At 43.0% G+C, this 13,990-nt stretch carries 14 protein-coding genes; 2 read left to right on the top strand and 12 right to left on the bottom strand.

The window, feature by feature from the left end:
- Positions 1–391 precede the first annotated feature (391 nt).
- Positions 392–1,369 (top strand): 2-hydroxyacid dehydrogenase, encoded by a 978-nt coding sequence (locus ACQVGS_RS03610; protein WP_095712950.1) that lies wholly within the window; start codon positions 392–394, stop codon positions 1,367–1,369.
- A gap of 37 nt (positions 1,370–1,406) precedes the next feature.
- Here the strand turns inward: ACQVGS_RS03610 and ACQVGS_RS03605 are convergent, their stop codons facing one another.
- The 4 genes from ACQVGS_RS03605 to ACQVGS_RS03590 all read right to left on the bottom strand — a co-directional run bounded on the left by ACQVGS_RS03605 (position 1,407) and on the right by ACQVGS_RS03590 (position 5,963).
- Positions 1,407–3,347 (bottom strand): FtsX-like permease family protein, encoded by a 1,941-nt coding sequence (locus ACQVGS_RS03605; protein WP_105953978.1) that lies wholly within the window; start codon positions 3,345–3,347, stop codon positions 1,407–1,409.
- Complete coding sequence (gene psdA / locus ACQVGS_RS03600) at positions 3,322–4,101, bottom strand: lantibiotic ABC transporter ATP-binding protein PsdA (RefSeq protein WP_024122961.1); 780 nt, start codon at positions 4,099–4,101, stop codon at positions 3,322–3,324. Before psdA ends, ACQVGS_RS03605 begins: the two co-directional genes overlap by 26 nt.
- A gap of 84 nt (positions 4,102–4,185) precedes the next feature.
- Positions 4,186–5,256 carry a HAMP domain-containing histidine kinase gene (locus ACQVGS_RS03595; protein ID WP_106019613.1) on the bottom strand — a complete coding sequence of 357 codons (1,071 nt, stop codon included), beginning with the start codon at positions 5,254–5,256 and terminating at the stop codon, positions 4,186–4,188.
- Positions 5,250–5,963, bottom strand: a complete 714-nt coding sequence (locus ACQVGS_RS03590; RefSeq protein ID WP_106019614.1) for a response regulator transcription factor — start codon at positions 5,961–5,963, stop codon at positions 5,250–5,252. The genes ACQVGS_RS03595 and ACQVGS_RS03590 overlap by 7 nt, the downstream gene beginning before the upstream one ends.
- 148 nt (positions 5,964–6,111) lie before the next feature.
- Between ACQVGS_RS03590 and ACQVGS_RS03585 the strand changes: the two genes are divergently transcribed.
- Complete coding sequence (locus tag ACQVGS_RS03585; RefSeq protein WP_010331995.1) at positions 6,112–6,321, top strand: hypothetical protein; 210 nt, start codon at positions 6,112–6,114, stop codon at positions 6,319–6,321.
- Positions 6,322–6,356: 35 nt separating this feature from the next.
- On the opposite strand, the gene ACQVGS_RS03580 is transcribed toward ACQVGS_RS03585, so the two are convergent.
- The 8 genes from ACQVGS_RS03580 to cwlO all read right to left on the bottom strand — a co-directional run bounded on the left by ACQVGS_RS03580 (position 6,357) and on the right by cwlO (position 13,620).
- Positions 6,357–7,112: an arylamine N-acetyltransferase family protein gene (locus tag ACQVGS_RS03580; RefSeq protein WP_106019615.1), complete on the bottom strand. Its 756-nt coding sequence runs from the start codon at positions 7,110–7,112 to the stop codon at positions 6,357–6,359.
- A gap of 10 nt (positions 7,113–7,122) precedes the next feature.
- Positions 7,123–7,380 carry an HPr family phosphocarrier protein gene (locus ACQVGS_RS03575; protein ID WP_024122965.1) on the bottom strand — a complete coding sequence of 86 codons (258 nt, stop codon included), beginning with the start codon at positions 7,378–7,380 and terminating at the stop codon, positions 7,123–7,125.
- Positions 7,381–7,403: 23 nt separating this feature from the next.
- Positions 7,404–8,354, bottom strand: coding sequence for a DNA-binding protein WhiA (gene whiA / locus ACQVGS_RS03570; RefSeq protein ID WP_024122966.1), 951 nt, complete (start codon positions 8,352–8,354; stop codon positions 7,404–7,406).
- A 22-nt stretch (positions 8,355–8,376) separates the two neighbouring features.
- On the bottom strand, positions 8,377–9,330 hold the full coding sequence (gene mgfK, locus ACQVGS_RS03565) for a gluconeogenesis morphogenetic factor (protein ID WP_326128047.1): 954 nt from the start codon (positions 9,328–9,330) through the stop codon (positions 8,377–8,379).
- A 1-nt stretch (position 9,331) separates the two neighbouring features.
- Positions 9,332–10,219 carry an RNase adapter RapZ gene (rapZ, locus tag ACQVGS_RS03560; RefSeq protein ID WP_059334990.1) on the bottom strand — a complete coding sequence of 296 codons (888 nt, stop codon included), beginning with the start codon at positions 10,217–10,219 and terminating at the stop codon, positions 9,332–9,334.
- A gap of 24 nt (positions 10,220–10,243) precedes the next feature.
- Positions 10,244–10,720, bottom strand: a complete 477-nt coding sequence (locus ACQVGS_RS03555) for an 8-oxo-dGTP diphosphatase (protein WP_081638370.1) — start codon at positions 10,718–10,720, stop codon at positions 10,244–10,246.
- A gap of 318 nt (positions 10,721–11,038) precedes the next feature.
- The gene (gene trxB / locus ACQVGS_RS03550) at positions 11,039–11,989 is read right to left on the bottom strand and encodes a thioredoxin-disulfide reductase (RefSeq protein WP_024122970.1); all 951 of its coding nucleotides are present in this window, start codon (positions 11,987–11,989) and stop codon (positions 11,039–11,041) included.
- Positions 11,990–12,207: 218 nt separating this feature from the next.
- On the bottom strand, positions 12,208–13,620 hold the full coding sequence (gene cwlO / locus ACQVGS_RS03545; RefSeq protein WP_198098054.1) for a peptidoglycan DL-endopeptidase CwlO: 1,413 nt from the start codon (positions 13,618–13,620) through the stop codon (positions 12,208–12,210).
- Positions 13,621–13,990: the final 370 nt, after the last annotated feature.

The following is a 13,990-nucleotide window of genomic DNA, read 5'->3' as shown; positions in this document are numbered from 1 at the left end:
CCCATCCATATGATTTTGCAAGCCTTCTTACCCAGCTTACAGTAAGGAATTATAGCATAGGAACAGGCCGCGAAAAGGCTTTCAACAAAAGACGATCTAATTGGACTGTAAAATAAAAACTCAAAAATTTATATCTTTCAAAGATAATAAAATTTATATTTATTGAATCCTATAATCCAGGTTCTGCTGGTATTTTGGTGATTTGTCTGACAAAAAATATAGGCGAATTCAGATAATTAAAAAACTTATTTAAGCAGAGGCTGCTATTTTTTCATTCATCACGATCATTTTAAGTTCAAAAGAACCAGAAATTTTAACAAACGCAGCAATATTTCTAACTTCTATTTCTTTCCGATATAATAAAATAGACAACAGCCATAAAGGGGGAGCCTTGTTGAAACCATTTGTATTTATCACCAAACCGATTCCTGAAGAGATTGAAAACATGATCAGTGAGCATTGCCGCTATGAGATATGGCAGGAGGATACACTTCCGCAAGAGGTGCTATTCGAAAAAATGAAAGATGCTGAAGGGCTTTTAACTACTGGAACATCTGGGCCGTCCATCAACAGCGAGCTGCTTGAACATGCTCCTAAGCTGAAGGTCGTCAGCAATCAATCCGTCGGCTACGATAATTTTGATATAGAAGCGATGAAAGAAAAAAGCGTCGTCGGCACTCATACGCCTTATACACTGGATGACACAGTGGCCGATCTGGCCTTTTCTTTAATTCTATCATCGGCCAGACGTGTTGCTGAACTGGACCGTTTCGTCCGGGCCGGTAAATGGGGTACGGTTGAAGAAGAAGACCTTTTCGGCATTGACGTCCATCATCAAACATTAGGCATTATCGGCATGGGCAGAATCGGCGAGCAAGCGGCCAGACGCGCCAAATTCGGTTTCGATATGGACGTGCTTTATCATAACCGCCATCGCAAACAAGAAACTGAAGAAAGCATCGGCGTCAAATACGCTGAGCTTGACACACTGCTGGAGCAATCAGATTTTGTTCTGCTGATTACTCCGCTGACTGACGAAACGTATCACATGATCGGGGAACGTGAATTTAAACTGATGAAGGATTCCGCAATTTTCGTCAATATTTCCCGGGGAAAGACGGTTGATGAAAAAGCCCTCATCCGCGCTCTTCAAGAAGGCTGGATTCGCGGTGCCGGTTTAGACGTGTACGAAGAAGAACCTGTTGCAAAAGACAACCCGCTCTTGCAGCTCGATAATGTCACCCTACTGCCGCATATTGGCTCAGCAACAGCTAAAGTGCGTTTCAATATGTGTAAACAGGCCGCTGAAAACATGATCGCAGCTATCAAAGGGGAAACACCGAAAAATCTGACAAGAGAATTTCAGTAAATTAAAAAATCCGGTCTGATGAAGACCGGATTTCATATTACATATGCTGGAGAACAGCACGCTTATAAATATGACGAGTGACGATATAATAAACAGCCTGGAACACAAAATAAATGAAGATGACAATCACGGCCTCAAGAAATAAGTTAGCATTCAGCATGTTGCTTAACGCCACATACGCAAAACCGGCGTGAATCGTGCCCGCGATAAACGGGATGAAGAACAAAAATCCAATCTGTCTTCCAAGGATGGAGTGAATCTCTTTGTCCGTAATCCCCATTCTCTTTAATGCTAACACTTGCACTCTCGTATCTTCTATTTCAGTAAACATCCGCAAATACAGCATGCTTCCTTGAACGATAAAAAACAGCACGCTGACAAACAGACCGATAAACAGCATTAATGCGACTCCCTGCTTCACAACTTGAAAACTCGGAGCACGCGTTTGAAAATCAGATGTATGTTCTTTCGGCACCATGTTTTCAAGCTTCTCAGAGACGTCCACCGTCTCCTGCCAATGCTCAAGCTCATAGCCTACCACTCTCGTCTGATCCTTCAGCGGCACCTCCTGTGTCAGGCTGTCAAAGCTTTTTTCGCTGACAACCAATAAACGGCTGACTCCTCCGACTGACATCAATATCCCTTTGTTTTGCTGCTTTTTCATGACATAGGAAAGTGATTTTCCTGACTTCATATGAAACGCTGCTTTTTCCCCTTCCCCGAACGTATCTTTCACCATCATTTGAAACGGAACATTGATAAACGCTTCATTTTCTTGTAAATGAATAACGGGAAAACCTTTTTCCTTTGCGACTTGATTATAGATTTTCTCTGAGATCAGCAAGGCCTCTGCTTCCGCCTTCCTGTTTCCATACGGCAAGTCTGATTGAAATGTAACAGGAATACCTGTGGCATTCACCTTATATTTAATCTCAGCATCTGCTCTTTTCAATGTATTCTCAGCCGTCTCAGGCTTCATAACCTGAAAACGGGAAGCGTCTTTTTCCACCCAGGCAACAGATTGAGGAATGCTTTGCTCCTCCTGCCTTTCTAAATCAGCATAAAACATATAGATCACACCTGTAGCGGTTAAAATGACTGCTGTAATCACAGAGGTTAAAAACAGCATGCGTGCGTGATCTTTCAGCCTGAATATCATGTTGGAACGCACAATGATATTGGTTCCTTTGTAAAAGCTGTGTTTCTTTCTGTACAGCATGCGGAAAAACGCAACACTGCTTTGTGTAAAAAAGAAATACGTGCCGATTAACACTAAAATCAAAATCGGAAAGACACGAAACATCATGTCGATCGCATTGGCTGTGGCAGACAGATAATAACCGCCAGCCAGACAAAGCAAAGACAGCACAGTGAGCCATTTTGAATAGGCCGGTAAATTTTTAGGTTTTTGAGCTGATTTAATCAAATCTATGATTTCGAGCTTGCGAATCTGCCCCAGCGATAAAATAAGCAGGACTTGAAACAATATGAGAAAACCGACCGCCGTCAGCACAAATGCTTTCGGTACAATCGCAAACGAGATCGGCACCTTCACACTGAGCATCCATGTCATGACCATAAAAAACAGTTTTGAAAATAACAGCCCCGTGCCGATACCGGCCGCAATCGCCGCAAGAGAAATCAGCGACTGCTCATAATAAATCATCTTTCGGAGCTGCTGCTTTGATGTCCCGAACAGCGTAAACAAGCCAAACTCTTTTTTTCTCGCTTGTAAAAATGCTGAATTTGAATAAGAAATAAAGAATATACAAAACACGATGATGACGATAAGAGCCGCGCTCAAACACGTTTTCACAAGGCTTCCGCCATACACATTGTCTTCCGTCACATCCGGGTGAAAAATAAAAGATGTGAAGACGAAAAAGACCGAGACGGCAAACACACAGCTTAAAAAGTAAGCAACATATCTTTGCAGATTCCCAATAATGTTCTTACGGGCGATGGTTCTCAAATTCATGAAAATCGCCTCCCAACACACTCAGGGTATCCAGGATACTTTGATAAAACACCTGCTGATTCGTTCCCCTGCGGATCTCTGAAAAAAATCTTCCGTCTTTAATAAAGACGATCCGTTTACAGAAGCTTGCCGCTGTGGCATCATGCGTAACCAATAGTATCGTTGCTTCCTTTTCTTCATTTAGCTGAGCCAGCGTGTTCATGACCTGTTTTGCAGATTTTGAATCAAGGTTGCCTGTCGGTTCATCTGCCAATATCAGAGCCGGATTATGAATAATGGCTCTTGCACAGGCCGCACGCTGCTGCTGGCCTCCGGACACTTCGTATGTACGGTGGTCCAGAATATGTTTGATTTGCAATGTATCTGCCAGTTCATCTAAGCGGTTTTCCATTTCACTCAGCTTTACCTTGTCCAACGCGAGCGGAAGCAGGATGTTTTCCCGAATCGTCAGCGTATCAAGCAGATTAAAGTCTTGGAAGACAAAGCCCAGCTCTCTTCTGCGAAACAGAGCCATCTCTTGATCCTTTAACGTTTTCGGCTGAATGCCGTTGATCATCATCTCGCCCTGGGTCGGCTTATCAATGGTGGCCAGCAAATTCAGGAGCGTGGTTTTTCCGCTTCCTGACGGCCCCATGATGCCGACAAATTCTCCTTTATTTACACTGAGGTCAAAATCGCTAAGTGCCTGATATGACATCGTTCCTTTATTTGAATAATATGTTTTTGACAGCTTCGTTGTTTGCAGCACGTTCATGCCTCTGATCCTCCTTTTTTCTTTATTATAAAAAGGAAGTCAGCAGCCTCCCATCGAACTTTCTTTCAATCTCGCTTTCGAACCTTACAATACTGTCACATTCGCCAGGGTGTCACTTGAAAAGACGATTGTCATCACGGTGCCCGCTCCCTCTTTTGATTGCGCGTACAGTTTATGGCCCAGCTGGCTGCACACCTCTTTCGCCAAATATAGGCCCATTCCTGTCGCCTGCGTCATGCTTCGCCCGTTTTCACCAGTAAAAAACGGATCAAAAATCCGGGGAAGATCCTGCGCCGGAATGCCGATACCGTCATCTGCAACTGATAAACGCGTTTCACGGCCTTGCGTTTCAATCCGGATGGTAATATGGTCCCCAGCGCCTTGCTTTGAATATTTCAGGGCATTGAAAAGGATTTGCTCCACAACAAAGGAGAGCCACTTTTGATCACTGGAAACCTGGACGGCGTTTGATGGCACATGTAATTTCGGAAAAAGCCGCCGTTTAATAAACTGCCGTTTTTCCTGATTGATCAATGAGCGGACAAGCTCTGTCAAATCAAAGGTTTCTGGTTTTACATCAAAAGCGAACTCCTCCAACCGGGCTGTTTGCAGCATCATATCCAGCCCATGGCGAAACCGTTCATTTTCATCTTCCAGCTCCTCTAAAAATGTCTGAAAGGAAGAAGCGGTCCCGTTCTTTCCTTCTTGAATCATTAAGGAAATGACGGATACGGGTGTTTTCATATGGTGAATCCATTGATTCGTAAATGTATAATGCTGTTTTTGTTTATTGATATATTGTGAGAGCTTTCCGGCATATTGATCGCCAAGCGCGTTAATCATTTTTGTCCAGAGGGCTTGCTCTCTTGTTCTTGGCTTGCGGGCTTCAAGTGACCGCCCTATGTCATTTGAAGCGGGTGCCTGGTCGGCCAGTTTTTTCAAAAATGCCAGAAAGGACACTTGCCGGATGTAATCGGCAGTAAAACCGGCCGCCAAAAGGACACCAGGCAGAACCCATATGTACATCATATTTTCTGCAGAAGGCTCGGCACCGCTCTCTATAATGCTTAAATATGCGATAAACATGGCGGCACCTATGCTTAATAAGGAAAAAAGAATAATGGCTAATCGGTCGATGATATAAGTCTTTAACACTCCCGTTCATCCTTCCGATTGACTTCAAATACATAGCCCTGCCCCCTGATGGTTGCAATGGCATCTTTCAATCCGGCATTCTCCAGCTTTCTCCGCAGCCGATTGACATTGACCGTTAATGTATTATCATCAACAAAATCAACGTCGTCCCATAATGCCTCCAGCAATTCATCACGCGAGACAATTTTTTTGTGCTCTCTTATGAAAATCGAAAGCAGCTGAAATTCTTTTTGTGAAAACGAGATGCGGCTGTTCTTCCACTCCGCTTCATATTGGTCTGGATATATCGTTAGACCGCCAAGCTCCACCAGTCTTGATTCCTGGGACAAAGAAGGAGAATACTCACCATAGGTCCTGCGCAGCACGCTTTTGATTTTGGCCATGACGACTTCTAAGTGAAACGGCTTTGTGATATAGTCATCGCCCCCGTTCTCAATCGCCATCACCTGATTCAGTTCATCAGTCCGCGCCGAGATAAAAATAATCGGAGCATTTGAAACCGTTCGGATTTGCCTGCACCAATAAAACCCGTCAAAAAAAGGAAGATTAATATCGAGCAGCACAAGATCCGGTTTCATTTCCGCAAATTCTTCCTTTATGTTATTCAGCTTTTCAGCTATTTTTATATGATATCCGTATTTCTGAAGATGGCCGCCCAGCAATGAAGCAATCCGTTCATCATCTTCCACGAGTAAGATCCGATACACGTTTATCCCCCTTATATGTCTAGCGCGTTGATTTTTCTAGAAGATTCCAAAATTCATTATAGCATGTGGGGGATAGTAAATCGGTCTTTTTCTATTCGTTATGGTAGAATGAAAAAAGGGGAAAATTTCTTAATAAGTAGGTGTCATTATGAAGATAATCATGCTACTTGTAACCATTACGTCAACTCTTTCAGCATGCCAGCCGAACTATACCGGGGAATACATAGAAATTGGAGATTCACTGACTGAATACGAAAAAGAGTGCTTTAAAGAGAATCACATTCCTTATCAATATGAAAAAGGGAAACTGTATATCCCGGAAGATGCATTTGATGTAGTAATCAATACTTGTTCATAAGAAAAAGCTTGCAGTATGTCTGCAAGCTTTTCACATTACAAAAAATAAGTGTTTAATTTCTCTTCAAACTCTGAAGGGGCGATGTCACTTTTTTGGCCTTCTCCGCCGTTTTCATGAATCGTAAAATGGCGGTCTGACATGACCATCCGCCCGTTCGGTGTCAACTTTGAGGCGAGCAGTGATTTGTTAAAAGGAGATTTTTCATGAGAATGAATCAGGTCCTTCATGTCATCTAAATCACCGGGATCCCTCTCTTCAAGGGTAAAGGCATAACCGATTTTCCAGCCTTCTCCTTTGTCCATCAACAGAAGATGGGTGCCCATTTCCGTCGCTTTTTCCTTGATTCGGAATGCTCCCACAGGAGATTGTACCGTTTCTCCGGAAAGCGGTATCGGCTCCAGCGCCAGGTTGATGCCAAAACCAATATCAACGATGTAATCTCCCTTTTCTGCCGACAGCCATACAGCAGCATGGGTTCCTTCTAATGCCCACTCTTCTTGCTTTCCTGCATAAACTGTTCCGCGAATGAGCTTCACATGAAAACCGGCATCGCGTAAGACATAGTAAAGAAAACCATTCAGGTCGTAGCATAGTCCCCCATGCTGCTCTTTGATCAGACGGCGCCAAAGCTCCTCTTTGGTTACCTTATAATTCTCTTTTGCAAGAACTGCCCGGTTTTCAAAAGGGTATCGGTACGCCATCGCTTTTAGAAAAAGGGGAAGATCGTCGAAGCTGACATGATCCTTCTTCCAGCCGATTTTCTTAAAACAGTCTTTCAGAAAATCATTCATTTTGCATCACCTAAACTTCCTCTTGAACATACGCCGAAAGCTTTTCCAGCGCCTCTTGTTCATCTTCTCCCTCGGCAATCAATGTGACTTCTGTGCCTGTGCTTACTGCAAGGCTCATCAGTCCCATGATGCTTTTCGCATTTACTTTTTTCCCATCCTTCTCAAGAAACACATCTGACGTAAACCGGTTTGCTTCTTGTACAAACAAAGCAGCAGGACGCGCCTGCAGTCCTGTCTTTAATCGAACTTCCACTTTCTGCTGAACCATAAGATCTCCCCTTTTCTTTACGGTTATTTTAAAGTGACGGTTTGCCCTGTCCGCAGCTGTTCTGCGATTTCGTCAAGTTTTCTCAGCCTGTGATTGATCCCTGATTTGCTGATTTTTCCGCTCGCTACCATTTCCCCCAGCTCTTTCAGCGTCACTTCCTGGTAATCAATCCGCAGCTGCGCGATTTCCCGAAGTTTTTCAGGAAGCGCCTCCAAGCCGATTCTTTCATCGATGTATTTAATATTTTCTACCTGTCTGAGCGAAGCCCCGATGGTTTTGTTTAAGTTGGCTGTTTCACAATTGACAAGGCGATTAACCGAATTTCTCATGTCTCTGACGATTCTGACATCCTCAAAACGCAGCAGCGAATTATGTGCGCCGATTACGTTCAGAAATTCAGTAATCTTTTCTGCCTCTTTTAAGTAAGTGATATAGCCTTTTTTCCGTTCGAGCGTTTTGCTGTTTAAATGAAACTCATTTAACAGGTCGCATAATGAATCGTTATGCTCTTTATAGAGAGAAAAAATTTCTAAATGATACGAGGAGGTTTCCGGGTTATTGACTGAACCTCCCGCCAAAAATGCCCCTCTCATGTAAGAACGCTTGCAGCATCTCTTTTTGACAAGCTCTTTTGAAATATTTCGCTCAAACACAAAATTCTCGCCGAGTATTTTTAAATCCTCTAAGATGAACTTTGCATTCTCTGAAAAACGCACAATATAGACGTTATTCTTTTTCAGCCGCATTTTCTTTCTGACCAGCAGCTCAACCGACACATCATATTGTCTTTTCAGCAATGTATAGATGCGGCGGGCAATCGCTGCATTTTCAGTTTGAACATCAAGTACGAGATGGCGGTTAGCAAATGATAAAGATCCATTCATTCGGATAAGTGCAGACAGCTCTGCCTTAATGCAGCAGTCCTTCACTTCCAGGTTCGTTAATTCTTTTTTTGTTTCCGATGCAAATGACATATAGCCACCTCATTTCAAGGCTTCATTCTTTCAGTAAATCGACAAGAAGAGAAGCCACTTTATGTGTATCGTGACGAATTACGCCATTTTTATGTGTTACGATTTGATCTCTGATAACTTCAAGACCCATCGCTTTCAGCTCTTCGATATCAAAATCAACAGGACGCGCCGATTCTACTGCGTACTTACGTTTTATTTCGTCAGGAATGTCTTCACTGTTAACAAGTATGGTATCGATAAAGCCGCAGCCCATATGCTGATTGAGCGCTTTCACATGATCGGCAGCGGTATAATGCAGCGTTTCTCCGGGCTGTGTCATCACGTTGCAGATATACACTTTTTTCGCCGGCGCCTTGATCACTTCTTCTCCAATTTTTGGGACGAGCAAATTAGGAAGAATACTGGTATAAAGGCTTCCCGGTCCGATAATAATCAGATCCGCTTCCCTGATCACGTCTATCGTTTCCGGCAGCGGATCAATGTTTTCAGGCGTCAGAAAAACGCGCTTAATACGCTGGCCGTACTCCGGAATAGTGGACTCGCCTGAGACCACGCGGCCGTCCTCCATTTCGGCATGCAGAACAACACTGGCATTGGCTGCCGGCAACACCTTTCCTCTTACATTCAGCACCTTGCTCATTTCTGTGACAGCGTGAAAAAAATCACCGGTTATATTCGTCATCGCTGCCAAAATTAAATTTCCGAGTGAATGACCCGTTAAGTCGTTCCCTTTATTAAAACGGTGCTGAAAGAGATCTTCAACTAGCGGCTCCACATCGGATAAAGCGGCAAGTACATTTCTGATGTCTCCTGGTGGCGGGATTTGCAGTTCGTTCCGCAGCCGCCCCGAGCTACCTCCGTCATCAGCAACTGTGACAATCGCCGTAATATCAACGGGTTTATGCTTTAAGCCCCGAAGCAATACAGAAAGGCCTGTGCCGCCGCCAAAGATTGCGATTTTCGGTTTTTGTCCCATCTTATTTCCGGCTTCTCTTTTCAATGTCCCGGTGAGTAACATGAGTATAGTAATCCTTTTTGAAATAGTCAGCTAAATACTCGGCAAGTGTCACAGAGCGGTGCTGGCCCCCTGTGCAGCCGATCGCAATGACGAGCTGGCTCTTTCCTTCTCTTTTGTAGGACGGCAGCATGAAGCTGAGTAAATCGATTAATTTTTCATTGAACTTTTGTGTTTCATTCCACTTCATGACGTAAGAGGATACCTCTTCATCTTTTCCGGTCAGCGGCCTCATGCTTTCGATATAATATGGATTCGGCAAAAATCTGACATCAAAGACGAGATCGGCATCAATCGGAATACCGTATTTAAAACCAAATGACATGACATTAACCGTAAATGTCTCTCCTTGGTTTGTCGCAAAATGCTTTACAATTTTCTCGCGCAGATCGCGCGGCTTCATGTCTGATGTATCATAAATCATTTGAGAGCGGCCTTTTAATTCCTCAAGCAGCTCACGTTCCAGCGCGATGCCTTCGAGCGGAAGACCAGTCACTGCCAGCGGATGCGAACGTCTCGTTTCTTTATATCTTGTCACGAGAATCGAATCCTTCGCGTCTAAAAATAAAATTCGCGGTGTAATCCACGGATTTTCCGCCATTTCATCCAGCGCCTCAATCAGCCGGTCAAAAAATTCACGGCCGCGCAAATCCATAACAAGCGCGACCTTGCTCATTTTCGAATTTGATTCCTTCATCAGCTCTAAAAACTTCGGAAGCAATGAAGGCGGCAGATTATCGACGCAGAAATAGCCGAGATCCTCAAAGCTTTGAATCGCAACGGTTTTTCCCGCTCCCGACATACCGGTAATAATGACAAGCTGAATATCATGTGATTCACTAACACTCATCTTTCTCCCCCCTGACTTGTCTTTCTATTTGATGTGCTGCGGATCTAAACGATAACTGAGCAGCTCAAACTCCGGTGTATACGTAAATGTGCCGTGCAGCAGCCCTTGTCCCTTCATCATAAAGTCGAGGATATGGCCGTCTCCCGGGGCCATAGGCAGGTTTTGAATATCCTTCACATTGTGCCACTGCAAAATGCCTTCTTCTGATTCAGACACATTTTCTCCCGTATAGGAATCAGCAACAAACGTAAACATCATCCACTCAGACACAATGTGGTCACCGTCTTTAATAATAAAGGTAAAAACGCCTTTTAGCTGGGGATTTATGATATAGATACCAGTCTCTTCTCTGAATTCTCTGATGACGGAATCCCTGACTGATTCTCCGCTCTCCATCTTGCCTCCCGGCGCGACCCACCAGCCGCGTCTTGGCTTTTGAAGAAGAAGAACTTTGTCATCCGCCTTGAGAACACAATTTGTCACTCTTTGCAAGTACGTCACCTAACCTTCTCGTCCTGTCATCGTCTCTTTATTATACCGTTTCAAGATGCCTCTCACAATGAAGAGACATTGACAATCTTTTCTTCTATTTTACAGCATATTCTTTCCCGCGTTCAGATGATTTTATTGTGAAAGGAAATTGTCTTTTATTTTTGGACAAAAAAAGGACACGGATAACTGGAGAATCCGTGCCAAAAGTGTATTCATTATAAAAAGGGGGTCAATTACTTTATTAATCATAACCGATAAGTTTTACACAACTGTTACAGCGGAATTAAAACCCAGTAACGTTATGTGAAACTCGTATGACAGCCCTTTTTATTTTAAGGTTTTCAGCGTTTCCTGGAGCTCTTCGACATAATGCTGTACGCTTTGTGCCGCAATACTTCCGTCTCCTGTAGCCGTTACGATTTGGCGCAATGATTTTTCGCGAATGTCTCCGGCTGCGAAAATCCCTTCAACCTTTGTTTCCATTCGGTCATTAGTTTCGATGTAGCCTTCTTCATTTGTGATGCCAAGGTTTTCAAACGGTTTAGACAGAGGAAGCATACCGATATAAATGAATACGCCGTCTGTTGTGAATTCACTTTCTTCACCAGTTACCGTATCCACAAGCGTCACTTTGCCGACTTTGCCGTTTTCCTCATGAATTTCCTTCACGGTTTTATTCCATAAGAAATCTACTTTTTCATTATCAAACGCTCTCGCTTGGAGAATGCTTTGCGCACGGAGTTTGTCACGTCTGTGTACAATCGTTACTTTTGAAGCGAAACGTGTTAAGTACACGCCTTCTTCAACCGCTGAGTCTCCTCCGCCGATAACAACCAGCTCTTTGCCTTTAAAGAAAGCGCCGTCACATACTGCACAATACGAAACACCGCGGCCGCCCAATTCTTTTTCGCCAGGCACGCCGATTTTTTTATACTCTGCACCTGCGGCGATGATAACAGCACGTGCTTTATATTCTTTTGAACCGGCTTTCACAACTTTGTACTCTTTGCCGTCCACAATTTCTTTAATATCGCCATAAGCGTATTCCGCGCCGAATTTCTTCGCGTGTTCAAACATTTTGTTGGAAAGCTCAGGTCCGAGGATGCTTTCGAAACCAGGATAGTTCTCCACATCTTCCGTGTTTGCCATTTGGCCGCCCGGAATTCCTCTTTCAATCATTAATGTCGATAAGTTTGCTCTAGATGTGTATACAGCGGCCGTCATCCCAGCGGGACCCGCGCCGATAATAATCACGTCATATATTTTTTCTTCTGACACACTCATTCACTCCTTAAAACGTCTTTTCGAGTTGGGCTCTTCCTTATATGATAAGAATCCCCATCAAACGTATTCCTTACCCATATCCTATAAAATCTCATGGGGATACGCCATTTTTTTGCTCATTTTTTTCGAAACGCGATTAAATGTATTTCAAAAGGGTATGTATATTAATAAAGAAAGAGCCTTCTGTCCATAGAAGGCCCTTGTCTTATTTATTATTGAACAACACGTCTTACGTTGCCATTGAAGTATTTTTTCCAGTAAGGGTTACTCATAGAATCAATTGACACACCATGAGATGTATTGTCATTTAGGAAAGTACCGTTTCCTAAATAAATACCAACGTGTCCATTCTTCTTGTAAGTATCAAAGAAGACTAGGTCTCCGCGTTTCATTTCTGACGCGCTTACAGCTCTTCCTTTATTGATCAATGTGTCAGTAGTGGTTCCACTAACAGGTCCAAGGTTGACACCTGCAGAAGCGTAAGCCCAGCGAACGAATGATGAGCAGTCAAAAATACGGTTGTTGATATCAGACTGAGAGCGTCCGCCGCCAAACTTGTACGGGGATTGTCCGACAATGCTTGAACCAACGCTGATCGCGCCTTCAATTCCGCCTGAGTTGCTGATGACAGTGCCGCCTGAGTTATTGCTTGAGCTGCTGCTCTTCTTAGAAGATGAGCCGTTAGACGAACTGTTAGATGAACCTTTAGAAGAGTTGTCTGAAGAATCATCATCAGATGAGCTTGCTTTTGCTGTTTCAGTTGTAGCCGTTTGGCTGTCATCTGTTTGTGTTTCATCAGATGCTTTTTGTGCTTCTTCCTGCTTTTTGATCAGGGCAGCCGCAGCTTCTTGTTGTTTTTTGATACGCGCTTGTTCTTCTTCAGTATCTGCTTTTTGGTTTGCAAGGTCAGACGCTTCTGATTTTAATTCAGAAATCGCTTTAGCCGTTTTCTTCTGGCTTTCTTTTGCTTCGTCGAAAAGCTTGTCTTTTTCATCAAGCTGTTTATCAAGGTCTTTTTGCATTGTTTCTAATTTAGCCAGTGCAGCTTGAACTTCTTTCAGCTTGTCATTCAAATCCGCTTCCGAATCTTCAAGCTTCGCTTTATCCTGCTCTTGCTGCTTGATTAAATCTTTGTCTGCATCCACAATAGATGAAACCGCAGTTGCACGTGAGATAAAGTCACCAAAGCTCGTTGATCCTAAAAGGACATCTATATACCCTTGAGATCCGCCGCTTTCCTGTAAAGAACGAACACGTTTTTTCAGGATTTCATTGCGTTTTTCGATGCGGGCTTCAGTCTCTTTAATTTCTTTTTTCAGTTTTTTGATTTCTTCTTTTGTTTTATCGTTTTCTTCTTTTTTATCTTCAATTTTGTTGCTTGTATCGAGCGCCTTCGCGTTAATGTCTTTCAGTTCTTTTTCAATCTTTGATTGATTTCCCTGAAGCTCAGTTAATTCTTTTTCCTTCGCTTCAATGCTGGAAGCAACCTCAGATTGCTTGCTTTCGATTTTTTGTTTCTTTTCATCTAATGTTTCCGCCGATGCAGTTTTACTTGTAAATGGGATCAAAAAACTGCTTGTCCCGATGACGGAAGCCAAACCAAGTGTCAATAAACTCTTTCTCACTTTTTATATCCTCCCTTTTACTGTGAACCTGTTCTCATTTGGAATTGTATTTTGAACATCAAGTTTCGTTCCTCATACTCTACGAGGAATGATGATTGTTTATGGTTAATTATTCTGTGCATCTCTTAATCTGGGTGTATAGCGTTTATTTCACATCATATGTAAAAAACACTAATTCCTTATGTACGAGAATCATTATACCATCAAGTTTCGACAAATTAGCGATAAATTTTATTACATTTGTGTTTCAAACACATTTCATGCACTTGTTTTTTTGTCATTTTATCTAATAAACTTGGGATCTTGGTAAACCAACATAGATTTGATTAGTTAGATGAGATGATTTAAATAATAAAACCCCGAGTTTGAA

The sequence above is a fragment of the Bacillus sp. SD127 genome, assembly GCF_058566445.1.
The sequence above is the reverse complement of the archived record's forward strand: the minus strand, read 5'-3'. Positions and strand labels throughout refer to the sequence as shown.